22 protein-coding genes are annotated in these 19,852 nt (G+C 68.7%); 5 read left to right on the top strand and 17 right to left on the bottom strand.

The genetic code is table 11. The features are described from left to right. Positions 1–155 precede the first annotated feature (155 nt). From BMX36_RS16815 to BMX36_RS16780, 8 genes are all read right to left on the bottom strand, one after another. Positions 156–740, bottom strand: a complete 585-nt coding sequence (locus BMX36_RS16815) for a hypothetical protein (protein WP_143058601.1) — start codon at positions 738–740, stop codon at positions 156–158. Positions 741–838: 98 nt separating this feature from the next. Continuing rightward, positions 839–1,525, bottom strand: coding sequence for a response regulator transcription factor (locus BMX36_RS16810; protein WP_093067313.1), 687 nt, complete (start codon positions 1,523–1,525; stop codon positions 839–841). Position 1,526: 1 nt separating this feature from the next. After that, the gene (locus BMX36_RS16805) at positions 1,527–4,220 is read right to left on the bottom strand and encodes a sensor histidine kinase (RefSeq protein WP_093067310.1); all 2,694 of its coding nucleotides are present in this window, start codon (positions 4,218–4,220) and stop codon (positions 1,527–1,529) included. Further along, positions 4,220–4,819 carry a potassium-transporting ATPase subunit KdpC gene (gene kdpC, locus BMX36_RS16800; protein WP_093067307.1) on the bottom strand — a complete coding sequence of 200 codons (600 nt, stop codon included), beginning with the start codon at positions 4,817–4,819 and terminating at the stop codon, positions 4,220–4,222. The genes BMX36_RS16805 and kdpC overlap by 1 nt, the downstream gene beginning before the upstream one ends. Before the next feature lie 12 nt (positions 4,820–4,831). Then, the gene (kdpB, locus tag BMX36_RS16795) at positions 4,832–6,880 is read right to left on the bottom strand and encodes a potassium-transporting ATPase subunit KdpB (protein ID WP_093067304.1); all 2,049 of its coding nucleotides are present in this window, start codon (positions 6,878–6,880) and stop codon (positions 4,832–4,834) included. 15 nt (positions 6,881–6,895) lie between these two features. Then, positions 6,896–8,599 carry a potassium-transporting ATPase subunit KdpA gene (gene kdpA / locus BMX36_RS16790; protein ID WP_093067302.1) on the bottom strand — a complete coding sequence of 568 codons (1,704 nt, stop codon included), beginning with the start codon at positions 8,597–8,599 and terminating at the stop codon, positions 6,896–6,898. A 13-nt stretch (positions 8,600–8,612) separates the two neighbouring features. Then, complete coding sequence (gene kdpF / locus BMX36_RS16785; protein ID WP_066782165.1) at positions 8,613–8,702, bottom strand: K(+)-transporting ATPase subunit F; 90 nt, start codon at positions 8,700–8,702, stop codon at positions 8,613–8,615. A 139-nt stretch (positions 8,703–8,841) separates the two neighbouring features. After that, positions 8,842–9,795: a TorF family putative porin gene (locus BMX36_RS16780; protein ID WP_093067299.1), complete on the bottom strand. Its 954-nt coding sequence runs from the start codon at positions 9,793–9,795 to the stop codon at positions 8,842–8,844. A gap of 508 nt (positions 9,796–10,303) precedes the next feature. On the opposite strand from BMX36_RS16780, the gene BMX36_RS16775 reads away from it, so the two are divergent. Both BMX36_RS16775 and BMX36_RS16770 read left to right on the top strand, forming a co-directional pair. Then, positions 10,304–10,666, top strand: coding sequence for a hypothetical protein (locus BMX36_RS16775; protein ID WP_093067297.1), 363 nt, complete (start codon positions 10,304–10,306; stop codon positions 10,664–10,666). Continuing rightward, positions 10,663–11,103, top strand: a complete 441-nt coding sequence (locus BMX36_RS16770) for a hypothetical protein (RefSeq protein ID WP_066782163.1) — start codon at positions 10,663–10,665, stop codon at positions 11,101–11,103. Before BMX36_RS16775 ends, BMX36_RS16770 begins: the two co-directional genes overlap by 4 nt. A gap of 106 nt (positions 11,104–11,209) precedes the next feature. On the opposite strand, the gene BMX36_RS16765 is transcribed toward BMX36_RS16770, so the two are convergent. The 3 genes from BMX36_RS16765 to BMX36_RS16755 form a co-directional block, all read right to left on the bottom strand. Next, positions 11,210–12,040: a hypothetical protein gene (locus BMX36_RS16765; protein ID WP_093067549.1), complete on the bottom strand. Its 831-nt coding sequence runs from the start codon at positions 12,038–12,040 to the stop codon at positions 11,210–11,212. A 78-nt stretch (positions 12,041–12,118) separates the two neighbouring features. Next, the gene (locus tag BMX36_RS16760; protein WP_066782161.1) at positions 12,119–12,427 is read right to left on the bottom strand and encodes a hypothetical protein; all 309 of its coding nucleotides are present in this window, start codon (positions 12,425–12,427) and stop codon (positions 12,119–12,121) included. A gap of 170 nt (positions 12,428–12,597) precedes the next feature. Beyond that, positions 12,598–13,248: a hypothetical protein gene (locus tag BMX36_RS16755; protein ID WP_256210854.1), complete on the bottom strand. Its 651-nt coding sequence runs from the start codon at positions 13,246–13,248 to the stop codon at positions 12,598–12,600. Positions 13,249–13,505: 257 nt separating this feature from the next. On the opposite strand from BMX36_RS16755, the gene BMX36_RS16750 reads away from it, so the two are divergent. After that, positions 13,506–14,957, top strand: a complete 1,452-nt coding sequence (locus BMX36_RS16750; RefSeq protein ID WP_066782160.1) for a M48 family metalloprotease — start codon at positions 13,506–13,508, stop codon at positions 14,955–14,957. Between the two features lie 759 nt (positions 14,958–15,716). On the opposite strand, the gene BMX36_RS21800 is transcribed toward BMX36_RS16750, so the two are convergent. Continuing rightward, the gene (locus tag BMX36_RS21800) at positions 15,717–15,869 is read right to left on the bottom strand and encodes a hypothetical protein (RefSeq protein ID WP_156455613.1); all 153 of its coding nucleotides are present in this window, start codon (positions 15,867–15,869) and stop codon (positions 15,717–15,719) included. A gap of 91 nt (positions 15,870–15,960) precedes the next feature. On the opposite strand from BMX36_RS21800, the gene BMX36_RS21375 reads away from it, so the two are divergent. Then, positions 15,961–16,215 (top strand): hypothetical protein, encoded by a 255-nt coding sequence (locus BMX36_RS21375; RefSeq protein WP_143058599.1) that lies wholly within the window; start codon positions 15,961–15,963, stop codon positions 16,213–16,215. 204 nt (positions 16,216–16,419) lie between these two features. Here BMX36_RS21375 and BMX36_RS16745 read toward each other — a convergent pair whose 3' ends face one another. From BMX36_RS16745 to BMX36_RS16735, 3 genes are all read right to left on the bottom strand, one after another. After that, entirely contained in the window at positions 16,420–16,602 is a 183-nt protein-coding gene (locus BMX36_RS16745; protein ID WP_066782159.1) for a hypothetical protein, read from the bottom strand. 222 nt (positions 16,603–16,824) lie between these two features. Further along, entirely contained in the window at positions 16,825–17,079 is a 255-nt protein-coding gene (locus BMX36_RS16740; protein ID WP_066782278.1) for a hypothetical protein, read from the bottom strand. A gap of 23 nt (positions 17,080–17,102) precedes the next feature. Continuing rightward, on the bottom strand, positions 17,103–17,840 hold the full coding sequence (locus BMX36_RS16735) for an SDR family oxidoreductase (protein WP_093067291.1): 738 nt from the start codon (positions 17,838–17,840) through the stop codon (positions 17,103–17,105). Between the two features lie 204 nt (positions 17,841–18,044). Here BMX36_RS16735 and BMX36_RS16730 point away from each other — a divergent pair, with 204 nt between their 5' ends. After that, positions 18,045–18,443, top strand: coding sequence for a putative quinol monooxygenase (locus tag BMX36_RS16730; protein ID WP_177179197.1), 399 nt, complete (start codon positions 18,045–18,047; stop codon positions 18,441–18,443). A gap of 250 nt (positions 18,444–18,693) precedes the next feature. Here the strand turns inward: BMX36_RS16730 and BMX36_RS16725 are convergent, their stop codons facing one another. Beyond that, the gene (locus BMX36_RS16725; protein WP_066780710.1) at positions 18,694–19,023 is read right to left on the bottom strand and encodes an SMR family transporter; all 330 of its coding nucleotides are present in this window, start codon (positions 19,021–19,023) and stop codon (positions 18,694–18,696) included. 201 nt (positions 19,024–19,224) lie between these two features. Continuing rightward, complete coding sequence (locus tag BMX36_RS16720; protein ID WP_371262932.1) at positions 19,225–19,701, bottom strand: DoxX family protein; 477 nt, start codon at positions 19,699–19,701, stop codon at positions 19,225–19,227. Positions 19,702–19,852 lie beyond the last annotated feature (151 nt).

Raw genomic sequence — 19,852 nt, 5'->3', positions numbered from 1 at the left:
CCTCCGCGACGGAAGCAGCCCATCGCGAACCCTGTGCCAGCGCACATCGTCAGACCGGGCTTTTCCCGGCAGCCGGCGAGCCGCACGCGCTACGCCTCTGCATCCGCGAAACGGCGGAGGCCGGCACACACTGTCCCGGGCCGCGCCGGCGCGGCTCACATGCGGGTCACGGCACCCTGCGGATCGGCGTCCATCGCATCCCCCAGCACCACGCCCGCGATCCCGTCGCGGGACCAGGACAGGACGCCCGGGCGCTCGATGCCGGGCGCGATCTGCAGCTTCACCGCCATGCCCGGCAGGAAGCGGCCGTCATGCACGATGCGCGCGCCGCCCGGCGTGAGGTCGCGCAGGCGCACGATCTGCTGCCCCAGCTCGCTCAGCATCACCACCGGCGTGTCCGACGGCCGACGCCGGCGGTGCTCGCCTGCCGCCCGCTCTCCCGCCCGCTTCGGGGCGAGGCGCTGCAACAAAGCGGCGCTGTCGATCGGCGCGGCGAGACACAGCCCGCATTCGCCAGGCTGCGTCCAGATCACCGTGCCGGTCAGCGAGCATTCGTCCGACAGGTCCACCGTCACCTGCTCGCCCAGATGCGGCTGCAAGCGTGTGGCGATCACCATCGCCTCGTCGCCGAGGCTCAGCAGGCGCGCCAGCCCGCTCGTCCCGCCTGCCAGCACCCGCCCGGCGCGGGGCTCAGTGATGCGCAGGCCCGCTGCGCCTGGCTGCTGTTCGTCGTGTCGCACCGTTGCTCCTCGCGGCCGCTCACGCGCGGCCATGCACTGGAGCCATTATAGGCGGCTGAGCGCGCGGGCGGGCGGGCGGCGCCGGCCGGATCGCGGCGTCAGCCGTCGGCGCGCAGCCGATATCCCACGCCAAGCTCGTTGGTGATCACGCTGCCGACCGGGCCGGGCGCTTCCAGCTTCTGGCGCAGGTTGCGGATCACGATGCGCAGATATTCGATCCGGGGATCCTCGTCCCCGCCCCAGCAACTGGTGAGCAGACGTTCGTGCGTGACGACCCGGCCAAGGTGACGGGCGAGCAGCGTCAGCACGTCGCGCTCCTTGCGCGTCAGATGCACCTCGACGCCCGCGCGCTCCACCGCGCGGCGATCGAGATCGATGGCGATGTCGCCGCGCCGCACGATCGTCGGCGCCGCCGCCCCGGCCTGTCGGTGGCGCAGCGCCACACGCAGCCGGGCGAGCAATTCCTCCGTGTCGAACGGCTTGGTGACGAAATCGTCCGCGCCCAGATCCAGCGCGCTGACCTTTTCCTCCACCGCCTCGCGCGCGGATACCACCAGGATCACCGGCCCGCCCTGCGCGCGCAACAGGGGTATGAGGCCAAGCCCATCACGATCGGGCAGGCCCAGGTCCAGCAGCACCGCGTCCGGCTGCTCGATCGGCGCCAGGCGCAGCGCCTCGCGCGCATTGCCCGCCTCCGCCACGGCATAATCGGCGCGCAGCAGCGTGTTGCGCAGCAGCCGGCGGATCGCCGCATCGTCATCCACCACCAGCACCTTGGCCGCCATGTCAGGTGGCGCTTTCGGTGCGCAGCTCGCGCACGATGAGGTGGGGCGGAAAGACCAGGGTAAAGGCCGCGCCCACCTCGTCCGGGCGATTGGCGGCCTCCACGCCCATGCCCATCGCCTCGGCAAAGGCCTTCACGATGGCGAGGCCCAGCCCGGTGCCGCCGACCGCCCGATCGGATCCCTCCAGCCGCCGGAACGTCTCGAACACCTGCGCCTCGCGGCCGGGCGGCAGGCCGGGGCCGTGATCCAGCACCGCCAGCCGAAGCTCGCCGAAACGGTGCCGCCCCTCGATGGTGATGGCGCTGCCCGGCGCGCCATAGCGGCCGGCATTGTCCAGCAGGTTGAGGAGGCAATGATGCAGAAGCTGCGGATCGGCGCGTACCAGCGGCAGATCGGGCGGCACGTCCAGCCGAACGTCATGCCCCTCCAGCGCGCCGCGCGCATCATGCGCCGCGCCCGTCACCGCATCGCTGAGGTCGATCGGCTCGACATGCAGCCGCAGCGCCCCGGCCTCCACCCGCGCCATGTCGAGCAGGTTGGACACGAACCGGTTGAGCCGCGCCGCCTCGCTCTCGATCGTCGCGATCAGCTCGGGCGTCGCCTCGCGGCGCAGCTCGGCCGCCGCCCCGATCACCGCCGTCAGCGGCGTGCGCAGGTCATGGCTGACGGAGGACAGCAACGCCGCGCGTAATTTGTCGCGCGTGCGCACCGCGTCCACGTCGCGCATCTCCGCCTCCAGCCGCAGCCGCTCCAGCACCAGCGCCGCCTGATCGATCAGGCTGGTGAGCAGCGGCAGCTGGTCGGCACGGATCGGATCGCCGCCGGTGTCGCGCGCCAGCCCCAGCACCGCCAGCACGCGCTCGCCCGCCTTCAGCGGGTGGAACAGCCATTCCGATGCGGTCAGCGTGCCCGATCCCTTGCCCGCCGGCACGCCATTGTCGAACGCCCAGGTGGCGGCGGCGACGTCCATGATGTCGACGCGATATTCGGGATCGGTCGCGGTCTGCACGGTCAGCCCGGCGCCGGCGACCGGCGTCATCAGCACCACCTGAACGTCGAACAGCCGGCGCACGTCGCCGCAGATCATCTGCGCCGCCTCCGCCGCATCGTTGACGCCGCCGATCTCGCGCAGGAAGCCGGCAAGAATGGCGTTGCTGCGCGCGCTCGCGGCGGCAAGATCGGCCTGCGCCCGGACGCGCGCGGTCAGCTGGCTGGTGGCGAAGGCGACGCCCAGCAGCACGATGACGGAGACGACATTCTCGGGATTGTTGATGCTGAGCGTGCCGACCGGCGGCAGGAACACGAAATTATAGGCAAGGCTGGATGCGATGCCGGCGAACAGCCCGGTGCGCAGGCCGTAAAGGCTCGCCGCCGCCATCACCGGCAAGAGGTACAGCATCCCCATGTTGCCGAGGTCCAGCACCTGGAACAGCGCACTGGCGATGGCGGTGATCGCCGCCACCATGGCGGTCGCGGCGGCATAGCCGGCGGGGCCGCCCTCCCCCATCCGCCGCCGCCGTTGCCGTGCGGATGGCGGGGGCAGCGGCTCCTCCGCCATCGGCAGGACATGGACGGTGACGCCCGGCGTCTCGCGCACCAGCCGGTCGACCACCGATCCGTGGCGCAGCTCGAACCAGCGCGAGCGGCGCGACTTGCCCAGGATCAGCTGCGTCGCGCGTGCTTCGGCCAGGAAGCCCTTGATCCCGTCGATCACATTGGTCGCCGGCACGCTGGCGACCGCCGCGCCAAGCTGCGTCGCCAGCGTCATGGCGGCGGCGACGCGGCCCTGCTCCTCCTGCGTGAAGCCGGCGGCGCGCGGCGTTTCGATGAACACCGCGGTCCAGGGCGCGCGCAGCCCGTCGGCGACGCGCTTGGCCGCGCGCACCATCAGGTCCGCGCCGGGCAGCTCGTTGATCGCCACCACGATCCGCTCGCTTCCCGCCCAGGTGCCGCCCAGCCCCAGCGCGCGCACGTCCTCCAGCATCCGCGCGTCCACCGCCTGCGCGGCGCGGCGCAGCGCTAGCTCGCGCAGCGCGGACAGGTTGGAGCGGGAGAAGAAATGCCCCAGCGCGCGGGTCGCTTCCTCCGGCAGATAGACCTTTCCCGCCTTCAGCCGCTCGATCAGCTCGTCGGGCGGAATGTCGACCACCTCGATCTCGGCCATTTCCAGCACCCGGTCGGGCACCGTCTCGCGCACGCGGATGCGGGTGAAGCTGGCGACGACGTCGTTCAGGCTTTCGACATGCTGGATGTTGACCGTGGAATAAACGTCGATCCCGGCGGCGAGCAGTTCCTCCACGTCCTGATAGCGTTTGGGATGGCGGCTGCCCGGCGCATTGGTGTGCGCCAGCTCGTCGACCAGCACCAGGCGCGGTCGCCGCGCGAGGATCGCGTCCAGATCCATCTCGTGCAGCGTGCGCCCCTCATAGGCGGAGGCGCGCCGCGGCATGATCTCCAGCCCACGGGTGAGCGCTTCGGTCTCGGCGCGGCCGTGGGTTTCCACCACGCCGACCACCACGTCCACGCCGTCACGCCGCCGCGATGCGCCCTCGGCCAGCATCTCATAGGTCTTGCCGACGCCCGGCGCGGCCCCCAGAAAGATCTTCAAACGGCCGCGGCCCTCCTGCACCGCCTGGCGCAGAAGGGCATCGGGATCGGGGCGAATGCCGTCGGAGGGGAAGCCGGAAACCGCCATCAGTCGCTGCGCGCCCCCGACCCGCGATCACGCGCCAGCCGGTCGAGCGCCTGGTTGAGCGCCAGCACGTTCACATGCGGCGCGCCCAGCGGCGAGGCGCGCGTCTCACCGGCCACCAGCGCGCGCACCTCCGCCGGCGGCAGCCCGCGCACCCGCGCCACGCGCGCCGCCTGCGCCAGTGCGGCTTCCGGCGACAGGTCCGGGTCCAGCCCCGATCCGCTGGCGGTGGCAAGGTCGGCCGGCAGCGGCCCCGTCACGCCCTCGGCCCGGCGCGCGGCGACATCGGCGCGCACCCGGTCGGCCAGCGCCTGCGATGTCGGCCCGAGGTTCGATCCCGAGGAGGCGAGCCCGTCATAGCCGCTTCCCGCCGCCGAAGGGCGCGTCTGGAAATAACCATCGGCGGTGAAGGCCTGGCCCACGATGCGCGATCCGATCACCGTCCCGTTGGCGCCGCGCACCAGGCTGCCGTTCGCCTGTTCCGGGAACAGCGCCTGGCCGATCCCCGTCATCGCCAGCGGATAGGCGAGTCCGAGCAGGGCGGCGAACAGGATCGTCATCACGATCGCCGGCCGCAATGCGGAGGAGAAATCCTTACCCATGTTCTGTTGTCCTTACGCGAGACCGAGGCCGCCGACCAACAGGTCGATGATCTTGATGCCGATGAACGGCGCCACCAGGCCCCCGAGGCCGTAAATGGCGAGATTGCGCGCCAGCAGCGGGCCGGCGCCCATCGGCCGGTACGCCACGCCCTTCAGCGCCAGCGGCACCAGGCAGGGGATGATCAGCGCGTTGAAGATGATGGCGCTGAGGATCGCGCTTTCGGGCGTCGCCAGCCCCATCACGTTCAGGACGCCCAGCCCCGGATAGAGCGCGACGAACATCGCCGGGATGATGGCGAAATATTTCGCCACGTCATTGGCGACGGAAAAGGTGGTCAGCGCGCCGCGCGTCATCAGCAATTGCTTGCCCAGGCCGACGACCTCGATCAGCTTGGTGGGATCGCTGTCGAGGTCGACCATGTTGCCCGCCTCGCGCGCGGCCTGGGTGCCGGTGTTCATCGCCACGCCGACATCGGCCTGCGCCAGCGCGGGCGCGTCGTTGGTGCCGTCGCCGCACATCGCCACCAGCCGGCCGCCGGTCTGTTCCTGGCGGATCAGCGCCAGCTTGTCCTCCGGCGTCGCCTGGGCGAGGAAATCGTCGACGCCCGCCTCGGCGGCGATGGCGGCGGCGGTCAGCGGGTTGTCGCCGGTGATCATCACCGTGCGGATGCCCATCTGCCGAAGCTCGCCGAAGCGTTCGCGGATCCCCGCCTTCATCACGTCCTTGAGGAAGATCGCGCCGAGCAGCCGCCCGTCCCGCGCTACCGCCAGCGGCGTGCCGCCGGCGCGGCCGATCTCGTCGGTGATGCGGCGCAGCTCGGTCGCCGCCGCCGTCTCGCCGGCGCCCGGATGCGCGCGCAGGATCGAATCCACCGCCCCCTTCCGGATCAGCGTGTCGCCGGCGCGGATGCCGGATACGCGGGTCTGCGCGGTAAAGGGGATCACCTCCGCGCTGGCCGGCATCTGCCGCTCCAGCCCGAAACGGTCGCGCGCCAGCGCCACGATGGAGCGGCCCTCGGGCGTCTCGTCCGCCAGGCTCGCCATGAGCGCGGCCTCGGCCAGTTCCGCCTCGCTCGCCCCGCCCACGGCGCGAAAATCGCTCGCCTGACGGTCGCCGATCGTGATCGTGCCGGTCTTGTCGAGCAGCAGCACGTCGACGTCGCCCGCCGCCTCCACCGCGCGGCCCGATTTCGCCAGCACGTTGAACCGCACCAGCCGGTCCATGCCCGCGATGCCGATCGCCGACAGCAGCGCCGCGATGGTCGTGGGGATCAGCGTGATGAGCAGCGCGGCCAGGATCGCCACGGGAATGCTGCCCCCGGCATAAGCGGCAAAGGCGGGCACCGTCCCCACCGCGATCAGGAAGATGATGGTCAGCCCGACGAGCAGGATGGTCAGCGCCACCTCATTGGGCGTCTTCTGCCGCTCCGCCCCCTCGACCAGCGCGATCATGCGATCAAGGAAGCCCTTGCCCGGCTCCACCGTCACCCTGACGCGGATCTCGTCCGAAATGACGCGGGTGCCGGCCGTCACGGCGGATCGGTCGCCGCCCGCCTCGCGGATCACCGGCGCGCTCTCGCCGGTGATCGCGGCCTCGTTGACGGAGGCGACGCCGGCGATCACCTCGCCGTCGGACGGGATCAGGTCGTTGGTCTCGACCAGCACCACGTCGCCGATCTTCAGCTGGCTGGCGGGGATCGTGTCGCAGGTTCGCCCATCGCCCTTCAGCCCGTCTCCCTTCAGGCGCTTGGCGGTCAGCTCCGCCTTGGCCGCGCGCAGGCTGGCCGCCTGCGCCTTGCCGCGCCCTTCCGCCAGCGCCTCGGCGAAGGTGCCGAACAGCACCGTCAGCCACAACCAGATGACGAGTTGCAGCTTGAAGCCGGTCGACAGATCGTCCTGCCCGATCACCAGCAGGATCGTCATCAGCGCGGCGGCCGCGGCGGTGACGAACATCACCGGGTTGCGGACCAATGCGCGGGGGTGGAGCTTCACGAACGATGCCCGGATCGCCGGCAGGACAAGCTCGGCGGTGAACAGGCTCTTGGTCTGGCTATGTGCCATGTGGCGCGCCCTTTATCAGAACAATTGGCCGCGGATCATCGCGAGATGATCGGCGATGGGCCCGAGCGCGAGGCTCGGCAGGAAGGTGAGGCCGCCCAGGATCAGGACGATGCCGACCAGCAGGCCGATCCACAGGCCGCCGGTGGTGGGAAAGGATCCCGCGCTTTCCGGCGTGTGCTTCTTCGCCGCCAGACTGCCGGCGATCGCCAGCATCGGCATGATCACGAAGAACCGCCCCAGCCACATGGCGACCCCCAGCAGCGCATTGTAATAAGGCGTGTTGGCGGTCAGCCCGGCAAAGGCCGAACCGTTGTTCCCCACCGCGCTGGTGAAGGCGTAGAGGATTTCCGAAAAGCCGTGCGGCCCCTTGTTGAGCGGCCCGGCAAGCCCCGCCGCCAGCACCGATGACAAGGCGGTGAAGCCCAGGATCACCAGCGGCAGCACCGCGATCGCCAGCACCGCCAGCTTCACCTCGCGCGCCTCGATCTTCTTGCCGACATATTCGGGCGTGCGGCCGACCATCAGCCCGGCGACGAACACCGCCAGGATGGCGAACAGCAGGAAGCCGTAGATGCCGGCCCCCACGCCGCCGACCACCACTTCGCCCAGCTGGATGTTGAACAGCGGGATCATCCCGCCCAGCGCGGTGAAGCTGTCGTGCATGGCGTTCACCGCGCCGCACGAGGCGGCGGTGGTGACGACGGAGAAAAGCGCGCTGGCGGCGATGCCGAAGCGCACGTCCTTTCCCTCCATGTTGCCGCCCGCCACGCCCAGGCCGTGCAGCACCGGATTGCCCGCCGCCTCCTGCCAGTAAGTGACGGTGACGCCGGCAAGGAACAGGATCGCCATGGCGCCCAGGATCGCCCAGCCCTGGCGCGTATTGCCCACCGCCCGGCCGAACGTCCATGTCAGGCCGAACCCGATCAGGAAGATCGACAGCATCTGGACGAGGTTGGTCAGCGCGGTCGGGTTCTCGAACGGATGCGCGCTATTGGCGTTGAAGAAGCCGCCACCATTGGTGCCCAGCATCTTGATCGCTTCCTGGCTGGCGACGGGGCCCAGCAGGATCGACTGGCGCGCGCCCTCCAGCGTGGTGACGTCGACCGCGCCGACCAGCGTCTGCGGCACGCCGCTGGCGATGTAGAAGATCGTCAGGACGATGCAGAGCGGCAGCAGCAGGTACAGAGTGATGCGCGTCACATCGGCCCAGAAGTTGCCGATCGTCGCCGCGCTGCGCCGGGCGAAGCCGCGAAACAGCGCAAAGGCGAGCGCGATGCCCGTCGCCGCCGACAGGAAATTGTGGATCGTCAGCCCCAGCATCTGGCTGAGGTTCGACATCGTGCTCTCGCCGCCATAGCTTTGCCAGTTGGTGTTGGTGGCAAAGCTGATCGCGGTGTTGAAGGCGAGGTGCGGCGACAGGCCGGCCAGTCCCTGCGGGTTGCCCGGCAGCACGCCCTGCGCGCGCAGCACGACATAGGTGAACAGCGTCAGCGCCGTGTTGAACAGCAGCATGTGCAGCGCATAGCGCCGCCAGCCTTGCTCGGCCGCCGGATCGACCCCGGCCAGCCGATAGAAACCGCGCTCCACCGGGCCGAGCGCAAGGTGCAGCGGCGTGCGCCGCCCCTCGTACAGCGCGAACAGCCACAGGCCGACCGGCTTGGTGAGCGCCAGGAGGATGGCGAGGAAGCCCAGGATCAGGGCCCATCCCGAGATGGTCATGGCAGCGCTCCTTTCAGAAGCGCTCGGGGCGGATCAGCACCGCCACGAGATACAGGAGAAGCCCGGCCGCGGTGATTGCGGCGAGCCAGAGATCGAGCGTCATGGGCGCGTCCTCATGTCCGAATGGGTCAGGCCGCGTCGCACAGCCGGGCATAGGCCAGCGTGGCCGCGAGCAGCCCGGCGATGGCGAGGATCGGCAACAGGTCCTGCATGGGTCTTTCCTCCCGGTTGAAGGGCGGCGGTCAGAAGGCGGCGGTCAGCGCGGCGACGATCGTGCCGCCGGCGATGCTGCCGGTGCCGTCCTGCCCCTTGCTGAAGGCGGGCAGCAGATAGGCCGCGGCGCGGTCCGAAATGTCCGTGTCGACATAGGCAAGGCCGAGCGTCAGCCCGCGCCAGCTGGTGTCGAGCCCCAGGGACCAGTCCCAATAGGCGCCGGTCGGCGACACGGCGGTGGCGTTCGGGCCAAGGCCGTCCTGCCCCCGGCTGTGGCCGATATGCGCCTTGGCGGTCAGCGGCGTGCCGGTGATGGCCAGCGCGCCGTCACCCCACAGGTAGAGGTTGTCGTCCTTCGCGCCGGGGTTCGTGTAGGTGCCGGCCACCGCCGCCGCGCCGCTGCGATACCAGCGGCCCAGCGCCTGCTGCCGGGGCGCATAGGCGACCCCGGCGGTCAGCGTCGCGGGCCCGGCGGTGCCGGTCAGCTTGGCGAAGGGCTCGGCAAAGTCGGTCTTCGCCGCCCCGCCCGGATACATGTACCAGGTCAGCCCCACGTCGAGCGTGGCAGTGTCGCCCAGCGCCGCCTTGTATCCGGCGAGGAGATCCAGCTCCATGTTGGCGCCGCCGAACGTGCCCCATCCGGCAAGGTTCGATGCCCAGACGCCCGCATAGGGCCCGCTGGCATGGCTGACGGTGATCCCGCCCTGCACCGCCAGCTGGCGATCCGATTGCGACACGCCGCGAAAGCGATAGTCGCTGACGATGCCCGCACTGCCGCTGACGGTGATCGGCGAAGGTTGCGCCGGCCCGCCGCCCTGCGCCGCCTGCTCCTGCCCCGCCTGGCCCTGCGCCGCCTGATCCTGCGCCGACTGGCCCTGCACGGCTTGGTCCTGTGCCGCCTGCTCCTGGGACGATTGCGCCTGCGCGCCCCCTGCCATGCCCGAAAGAACTGCCGCGACTAGTGCGGCATGACGAAACTTCATTGCTCCACCCTTCCCGGCGATCGCCGTGTGGCGATGCCTTCAGGACAGGGCGATTAGGCCGCTCGATCGTAGCAATTCGAGATCGATTCCCGCCAACCGCATATAGCTGGCGTATAGTTGGCGCTCCGCCGGGCCGTGCCGCCTGCGCTCCACGGATCTACGTAACGACATCACGCTATGGACGCGTATTCGCGTGAATGGTATTGTATAGGCATAAAGAGAGTTGTTGGTAGCGACTCCGAAATGCGCCGTTGGACGGCACGCATGAAGCAGAAGGAAGATCTTCTGCGGAACGCATATTGGCTCCCTAAGCGAATGTGTCTGCCGGCCAGACTAACTGGTCTGCTACTACCGTTATCTATCAGTTGTCCTGCCTGTCGTATGTGCAGGTCTGCGTTGCGCCGTCTTTAAAAAGCAAACATCGCCGATGCACTCGGCGGTGCTGGGGAGGCGTGTGCGCAGATCTAAACGAAGAAGTTCGCCCGATCATGAAACTTGCGGAGGATATATGGCACAGTCACCGGATTATGATCCCAATCGTCTGAACCAGCAGGCCGAGGCTTTGTCCATCATTGCCGCCAGCCCGGAACTGCGCAAGATCTTGGCCGAGATCGCCGCTGCGCCGCCCGAAGCACGGCTTGAAACGGCCGAGCGGATCGCCAGTGTCGATGCGCTGAAGAAAGCGGGCGTCGCCATTCCGGAGGGGCTGCGCATCGCGACGCGCTATTTCGAAAACCCCAATGATCTCATCCGGGGCGACGTGATGATGAATCCGGAACCGTCCTTCTTCTCCCTGGCCGGTGGCGGCACGACCTGCGTTTCCGTCGGCGAGATTGTCTGCGTCTCCTATGGCTGGGAGCCGCTGCAGTGAGCGCCCCGCTGCCGGCAGTGCGCATGCCAGACACCAGCGCCGAACCCGCCGGCACTCCCGGCGACATCACGGACAATATCCGCGACGGACTGTTGGTCCTTCAACGATTTACGTCGCGCCCGGCGTTTCAGGCGTTGCTGCAGGAACTATGGGATCAGCCGCTCGCCCTGCGGCATGAATTCGTGTCGAACGTCATCCTGAACCCTGCGGAACTCCGCGATCGGGATATCATCGTGCCCGATGACATTCGCATCATGCGCTCCTCCTTCAGGGACGATCGCCCGACGCTGTTCTGCATCGTCCGCTATGTCCGCGAGGGGCTGGGATGGAGCAAGGTGACGATCACCTTCGACAACCCCAGCGGCGACCCCGCCTTCCGCTACGCCGCCATCCGACAGGCATTCAACGGCGAGGCAGCACGCGGCCAACACCATTGAAGCGGTTCGCCTGTCCGTGATGCGTTCGGGCCGGCCGGCCGCAGAGGCTGGCTACGGGTGCCACCGCCCCCGCCGCTAACGCGCATCGGATCGCCACGCCCCGCCCCTAGGGCGCCGCGATGCGGGTGTCCTTCAAGGCGTCGACGCGCAGGCGGGGGAAGACCTCTTCCATCGGCTTGCTGTCGGGCAGCACGTAGACATAGCCGCCCTTCTTCTGGAACTGCGGGCGCAGCAGCCGGGCGTAGAAGGCGCGGGGCACGTTGATGCAGCCGAAGGTGATGCGATTGTCGTCCGGCGTGTCGGACAGCATCCGCTCGCGCCGGCGTTCCTTCTTGCTGCTGTCGGCCGGGATCGTGTGAATGGCGACGGAGGTGGCATAATCCACCCACAGGACCCGCTCGCGCCCGAAGGCGAGGCCGAATTTCGCCAGATAGCGGCCGGCGGGTGTGGTCTTTTCGGCCGGGCCGATCTGCGACAGCTTCTTGCTGCCGACGCCCGCGGTCGCATCGTCGCCCGGCGCGATGCCGATCAGCACGGGCACCTTGTCGAGCAGCTTGCCGCCCGCCGTGTAGAGCGACAGCGAGGCGTCATTCTTGTCGATGATGGCATAGGGCAGCTTCTGGTTGTCGCCCTCCGCCGCTACCCAGCGCGCCACGCGGCCGGTCTCGGCGGTCTGCACGATCGGGGGCGCGGGCCTATCCTCCGCCGGTGCCTTGGCGCTGTTCTTGGCGGCGGCTTTCTTCTTGGTACCGGCCTTTTTCGCGCCGCTTTTGCTGGCGGTGGCCTTGGCGGCACTGGTCTTGGCGGAATTGGCCTTGGTCGAGGAAGCCTTGCCGGCGCCGGTCGCGCGGGCGGCGGCGGTTTCCGGCGGCTGGGCGGTGGCGGCCACGGGAAGGATCAGCGACAGCCCGGCCAGCGCCCGCAAAACAGCGATCATCGGGTGGTTATGCTCACACATGCGGTCGCCCACTCGCATGGAGCGGGCGACCGTGTCTTGTTTGTTGATCGCGGGCGATCAGTTGCGCGGGCGCTTGCCGCGCGATTCCTGCGCCTGCAGCCGCTGCTCCACGCCGTCGACGCGGCCGTTGAGCTGATCGAGCCGCTGGCCGCTGGTCTGCAGCTGGGCCGATGCCGCCTGCGCTTCGGCGAGGGCCGCCTTGGCGGTGCCGTCGGTCTCCTGCAGACGGGCCTCCAGCGTGTCGACACGCTGGCTCACCGGCGCGATCTGCTCGCGCACATAGGATTTGGTGGCGCAGCCGCTGACGCCAACGGCGCCCACCAGGAGAAGTGCCGCCGGAGCAATTTTGGACGCATACAGGTACATTGCGTGTCTTTCGATCGTCAACTAGCCGCAACAACGAAGCTGAGGGCGGAATTTCCAACAATCCTCATTCTGTTCAGATGTGCTTGTTTTGCGGTCAATTGAGCGAAACCGCGCCACACTCCCGAAACTTCAAAAGGTTTCGTGATTCGCGGCGGAATTGCGCTTTTTCTTTATCGATCCGGTCGCGGCTCCTTGGCGAACGGATCCTTGGGGATGGCCTCTCCCGTTGCGCCGCGCTCGCCGCCCTTGCCCGATCCCGCCGCTCCGCCCGCCTTCTGCGCCGTCACGCAGCGACGCAATTCGGCCACCGCCGCGCCGCTGCCGGTCAGGTCCAGCCGCGCCACCGGCACGTCGCCGCGCGACACATGCAACGCGCGCGATGCGGCGAAATAGGTCGGGAACTGCGCTTCGAAGGAAGAGACGAACCCCTGCTTCCCCTCGGACCGGATGCCGACCGCGAAATGATCGGCATAGCCGCCGCGCGACAGGCGATAGCTGAGCTTCAGCTGTTCCTTGGGCTTGATCGACCAGTTCGGGTTCAGCACCGACAGATGGTTGGATCCGTCCACGTCCAGCCCCAGCAGCACGGTCGTGCCGCCGTTGCGGTCGAACTCGCGCGTCACGAAACAGCCCTGCCCGTCCTTGCTGACCGCCACCGTCCAGCCGGCGACATTGCGCGCGGCGTAATCGGCGGCCGGCGCCACCGCCGGCAATGCGGCCGTGGCGGCAAGAACGAGGGCGCCGGCCCGGCCCCGGCGGCGCAGGACCATGGCGGTGGATCGTAGCGGCATCACCATCAGCATCTGTCTCCCGTGGCGCATCGGCGCGGCGCATTGGCTGGCGTCGGCCTAGCGGGCGCACGGCGCCTTGGCCATCGCGCCGCATGCCCCGCCCCGGCACAGACCGCCCACACGCCGCCCACACGTTAGGAGAACCAATCGACGGCCTTGCGAGTTGGCGAGGGCGAATGCGCAGGAGTTGGCATGTTCTTTCTGTTCTCGCGGCGGCTGGGCTGCGCGGGGTCGTTGCTGGTGTCGGCGGCGGTCACGCTGCTGCTGCTGTATCTGCTCGGTTGGCTGTGAGGCGGCGGCTCCGCGCGCTGGCCGCGCTTCCCCTCGCCGCAGCGCTGGCGAGCTGTGGCCCCGGCGCGCCCGATCCGGCCGGCGCCATTTCGCCGGAGGATCGCGCGATCGGGGCCGAGCAGCATCCCGTGCTGCTCAGCGAGTTCGGCGGCGAATATGGCGGCTCGGTCGCGCTTTACGTCCAGCAGGTCGGCGAGCGTGTCGCCAGCGCCGCCGGTCTGCAGCAGCAATGCACCTTCACCCTGGTCAACAGCGCGGTGGTGAACGCCTTTGCCGTGCCCGGCTGCTACATCTACGTCACGCGCGGGCTGGTGGCGGTGGTGACGAGCGAGGCGGAGCTTGCCTCGGTGCTGGGGCATGAGCTTGGCCATATCATGGGCCGCCATGCGCAGCGGCAGGAAAGTCGCTCGATCTGGCGCCAGCTCGGCGTCATCGCGGTGGCCGTCACCGGATCGGAACGGCTCACCCGCCTCGCCAACCAGGCCGCGCAATATTTCGGCCTGCGCTATTCCCGCTCGCAGGAATATGAGGCGGACGATCTGAGCGTCCGCTATCTTCGCGACGCCGGCTATGACGTGCACGCCGCGGCGGACATGCTCGCCGCGCTGCAACGGCAGGAACGCTTCATGACGCAGCGCGCGCGGGAGGATGACGCGCGCAGCGTGCCGGAATGGGCGCTCAGCCATCCGCTGACGCAGCGGCGGATCGCGCGCGCGCAGGAAACGGCGCGGGATACCGGGCTGGCCGATGATGCCTTGCCCGAACTGGAGGCGCCCTATTTCGCCGCGGTCGACGGGCTGCTCTTCGGCGACGATCCCGAACAGGGCTTCGTGATCGGCAGCCGCTTCGCCCATCCCCTGATGCGCATCTCCTTCGAGGCGCCGCCCGGCTTCACCCTGATGAACAGCCCGCGCGCCATTCGCCTGACCGGGCCGAACGGCATTTCGGGCGAGTTCGGCGGCAGCCCTTTGCCCCCCGGCGGGCTGGCGCGCTACGCCCAGGCGCTGGCCGCGCATGTCGTGGGCGATGCGCCGGCGGAGATCACGGACGTGTCGCAAATGCTGGTGAACGGCCTGCCGACGATCATCATGCAGGTGCGCCTGGCGGTGCGCGACGGCGCCGTGCCGCTCGCCATGGCGATCTATGATGGCGGCGATGGCCAGGCCTATCATTTCATCATCGCCTCGCCGCCCGCGGATGCCAGCGCGCAGGCGATCGCCAGCCTGTTCGCTTCCTTCCGGCGGCTCTCCCCGGCGGAGGCGGCAACACTGCGCCCGCGCGTGATCCGCACGGTTGCGGTCACGCCCGGCGACACCCCCGCCACGCTCGCCGCCCGCACCGCGGATCCGGCCCCGGCGGCGCTCTTCTCGCTCCTGAACGGCCTGGAGCAGCGACAGCTACGCCCCGGCAGCCCGGCCAAGATCGTGGTCTATGCGGGCCAGCCGTGATGCCGGGCGCGCTTCAGTCAACGCAAGCCGCCGCCCAGCTGTGCGCGACCCCGCGGCCGCCAAACACGTCGACAGCCGCAAAACCTTCGTCATCTCGACCTTGGACGAAACCGAAGCGAGAACCCGCCGGTCCCTCACGCGCCCCGTCATCCCGGCCTCGCGCCGGGATCCAAGGTCCCGCGAACGCAACAGTGTGAACGTTTGCGCCCCACGGCTGCCGGCACAAGCCCGCCCTGAGCTCCGCCCAAGCGCCCGGCATGGCGGCGTGGGCTCAGGCCCCAACCTCAACGATCGCGGAGCGCAGCCGGCAGATCCGCATCTGCCGGAACCTTGGCGACAGCACCCGCAACCACCTGGCCCGGCCCTGCGCGAGCCGCTGCGAAGATTTCCCAAAGCCCCGCCACCTAGGTCTTATGTGGCGTCTGCGAAACCCGCCCCCCCCTCACAAGCCACGTCATCCCGGCCTCGCGCCGGGATCCAAGGTCCCGCGAACGCAATGATGTGAAGGTTTGCGGCCCGGTGGACGCCGGCACAAGCCCGCCCTGGGCTTCGCCGAAGGATCCGGCATAACCGCGTGGCTGAGCCTAGCTCCCCCTCGAAAAACTCCAGTCAGCGCTACGCCAAGGACCTTTACGCCCGCTCCGCGACGATCAGGCGCACAAGCAAGCGCACCATTGTCTGAACTGCGGCAAGCATCCACTCCTGGCCAGTCATCCGCTCCCCCGTTCGTCACGGATCGCCAGGGGTTCGGCGCCTTGCTTACCCCTTCAGACCCATCCGCCGCCGTGCTTCCGCATCGCGCCGGTCCCGCCGCGCATCGCGCTCGCGCCGCAAGCGCCGCGCCTTGACGATCCGCAACGTCGATACGGCGAAGATTGGCGTGGCAATCCCGGCGGCTATGAAGATGGACATCCTTTTCTCCCCAAAACGAACGCGCGCAGTAACGCATTCGGATCGGGCGATAAGCATCCCTCTGCCAAGCACTTATCCAATTTGGGACAGAATGTTCAAGAAGAGCAAACTACGTACGGATGAACGCCATATTTGCTTAACTGATATCAACAGGTCGTCCAGTCGACGCCGCCTTGCCGCCGATCATCTGGCGCAAGTTCAAACCGGTGACACGGTCGCAATCAAAGCCGAAGGTGAAAGTGAACGCCGCTATCCGCATCGATCGCGTGATTGGCGCAGTCCCAGCCTGAACCCGAGCCCGGCATCGCAACGGCATCGCTATGGCATCGGCATTAGCGCTAGGTGAGCGCCCCGCCGGAAGGGAGTTCGAACAGCAGGGCGCTCAACTGACGGCAGAAGGTGCCGCTTTCGGACTATTGTCCAGTTCGCCCCACATTACAAGAAAGCGCGCTCACGCCCCGTTTGATGATGTCGCGCCCGCCCGTAGGATCATCGTCACCGAATAGATTCCGCCCCCATTTGGGACAGATCAGATCGTGCGGCGTTGTCGTCAGCGCCGCTGTCCCCAGCCCGCGCAAGGGTCCATCCCGTCGAACGGCGACGGCGTCTGCCAAAAGCCCTCGATCGAGACCGTCCGGCGTGCCCGGCTGGCCTCTTCCAGCCAGTGCATCGCTTCCTTCAGAGTCGGCGCGGCACTGGCGCGTTTTTCCAGCTCTTCCCAACGTTTGGCCATGTCATTCCCCCTTAGATACGTGTTTTCCGTATTCCCCCAATCAATCTGGGCAGGAATCAAACCGATTCGCAACCCTCTATCCACAAGGGTTAACGAAGCGCGCACAAGTAACTGCGCGAAGTACCTACCAGTTGTTGGAATGTTCAGCGGCGGGACGATTCACAGATCTGTCAAACTACTGCGCTTCCCAAGGCGCAGCACTGCAGCCGGATTCGCCGGGATTCAAAGCTCCTCCAGAGCCACCACTTCGAAGTCATAGCTGGCCCAGCCACGTTGCTTGGCCGCTTCTTCCGCCGCCGCTTTCTTGCCGGTCGCCTCGCGCAGCGATTTGGTATGACCCCAGAAGACTTCGGTCCGCCCGCCGCCCAGGTGCGCCACGATGCGCCAATAATGGGTGAAGGCGCTCGCGGTGGGGCCGATCACCTTCACATAGCCGTCGGCCATGGTCGCCCGCAGCAGGCGTTTGCGCTTCGCCATCGGTCCCGTCCCGTGCCGTTTCGTCAGAAATGCGCCAGATAGCCGCCGTCCACCGCCAGCACCTGCCCCGTCACATAGGAGGCGGCGGGCGAGGCGAGGAACAGGACCGCGCCGGCGATTTCCTCCGGCCGGCCCCAGCGGCCAAGCGACGTGCGTCGGGCAAGATGCGCGGCGATTTCCGGATCGGCCACCATCGCCGCATTGGCGTCCGTCGCGAAATAGCCGGGCGCGACGGCGTTGACGGTGATGTCGCGGGGCCCGAGCTCCGCCGCCAGCGCGCGGGTCATCGCCTCCAGCCCGCCCTTGCTCATCGTATAGGCCGCGTCGCCCGCGCGCGCGATCGGCCCGGCGATGGAGGTGATGTTGATGATCCGCCCGCCCGCCGGCATGCGCGGCGCGATCTGGCGCGCCAGGTCGAACGGCGCGATCATGTTGATCTCGAGCAGCCGCCGCACCGCCGCCCGGTCAAGCGCCGCCATGTCGCGCCGGTCGCGTGCGCCGGCATTGTTGACTAGGATGTGGATCGGCGCGCCGCGTGCTGCCAGCGCCGCCGCCGCGCCATCGCTCTCAAGGTCCGCCGTCACGATCTCGCAGCGTGCCCCCTCCGCCGCGATGGTCGCCGCCAGCGCCTCCAGCGGCGCCGCACGTCGGCCGTGCAGCAGCACATGCGCCCCCGCCCCCGCCAGCGCCCGCGCCATCTCCCGCCCCAGCCCGCCGCCGGCGCCGGTGACAAGCGCGGTCCTGCCGGCCAGTTGCGTCATGCTCACGTCCCTTCGCCCTCGCGTCACCCTTCCCTTAGCGACCGCCGCGCGCTTGTCGAAGCATGTGCCCGCCCCGACCGGGCTGAGCCTGTCAAAGCCCGCGCCTCTCGTTCAGGCCGGGCCCATCGACAACCCCGCCCCCACCCCGGACGGGCAAGGCGAGTTCCGCCTTCCCGCCGCGCGATTTGGCGCTACGCTCTGCGCATGGGAATCGAGCGACGCACCTTTCTCGCCGCCACGGCCGCCATCGGCGCGCTCGGCCCGGCAACCAGCATGGCGAGCGCAGCGGCAGGGAGGAACGGCATGTACGGTCTGATCGGCAAGATGACGGCCCAGGTCGGCAAGCGCGATGCACTGGCGGCGATCCTGGTGGATGGCGTCGCCGGCATGCCGGGCTGCCTCAGCTATGTCGTCGCGAACGATCCGGCGAGCGCGGACACGATCTGGATCACCGAGGTATGGGAAAGCAAGCAGGCCCACGCCGCTTCCCTTTCGCTCCCGTCCGTCCGCGACGCCATCACCCGGGGACGCCCGCTGATCGCCGCCATGGAGCGGGTGGCGGAAACGATCCCGGTCGGCGGATCGGGCCTCGGCGCGAAGTAAGCGTTCTCCCGCCGGTCGTCACACCTCCGCGTGTCGCCTGCGCGCAACGACGCCCTCGCGCGCCAAGGCATCCCTCCCCCACACCCGGACCCTTCGTAGTTTGATCCACCCAGATTGATTCACCTCCCCGGCGAAGGCCGGGGCCCAGTTGCGCGACATAGCTGGCAGGCGCACCGGGTTCTGCCAACGCTCTCCCACCTGGCCCCCGGCCTTCGCCGGGGAGGTGCTTCCAGAAGCCTGGATCAAATCCCTAATGCCCCGCAGCCTTCGAAAACACGTTCATCACGATCACGCCCGCGACGATCAGCGCCATGCCCAGCATCGCGGCGACATCCAGCTTCTGGCCCTGAAACACCCAGGCGATCGCGGTGATGAGGACGATGCCGGCGCCTGACCAGATCGCATAAGCGATGCCGGTCGGAATGGTCTTCAGCGTCTGCGAGAGGAAATAAAAGGCGATGGCATAGGCAATCGCCGTGATGATGCTCGGCACCAGCCTGGAAAAGCCGTCCGATTCCTTCATGAAACTGGTGCCGATGACCTCGGCGATGATCGCGGACGCCAGATACAGATATTTCACACGCGCTCCTTCGCGACGGACGCGGATCGCGCCACGCGCCGTCACCCGATGAGGTTGAACGCCGTGGCAGGGAAGAACCCGTCGGGGCGCAGGAGACACCACCCTGCCACTCTATTTTCGGCCGCCCGGCTCTACAGGGTCGCCGGCCGCCAGTCATCCCGGCCCGTCATCCCTGCTTCTCCGCCCGGCCCGTAAAGCCCGTCAGATCACCCGCGATCGACGCCCGCCGATCGCCCCGCTCGACCACAAGGCCGCCCAGATCAGCACCGGCTGCAGCACCATGCGCGGGCCGTGATAGATCCAGCCGAGCCCATGATCGGCGCGTGCCATGTCCAGCAGCAGGTGGTTCACATTGGCCGGCCACACGCACAGCGCATAAGCGGCGAGCCCCCATCCCGCCGCGCGCCGCACCGGCGGCGACCGGCGCTGCACCAGCGCGATCGCGCCCGCCAGTTCGGCAAGCCCGGTCGCCATGATGACGAAGGGCGCCGCGGGCACCCAGGCCGGCGTGATGCCCAGGAATGGCGCGGGGATGGCGAGATGAAGAACCCCGGCGCCAAAGTATAGCGCCGCCAGCAGCCAGCGGGTCACGCTTCGGCCACGCCCGCGCGCCCACGGCTTCGGGTGAACGCCCGATCGGTCGCCATGCTGGGGCATCAGGTTCCATCCTCCCGCCATCCTCTCCCCTCGGCAAGGAATGGCGCCGGCGTCAAGAAACGGCGCATTGATAGCGCACGAACAACGCCGGCCGGTCGTGCCGCCCTTTCCCGTCTGCGCCCCCATCTGCATGCCGTCTCCGTCCCGCCGATCCGAAGCGCCGCCGCGCCGA

The sequence above is a fragment of the Sphingomonas sp. OV641 genome, assembly GCF_900109205.1.
Taxonomy (GTDB): Bacteria; Pseudomonadota; Alphaproteobacteria; order Sphingomonadales; family Sphingomonadaceae; genus Sphingomonas.
Note: the sequence above shows the minus strand (reverse complement) of the source record. Positions and strands in the feature narration are given on the sequence as shown.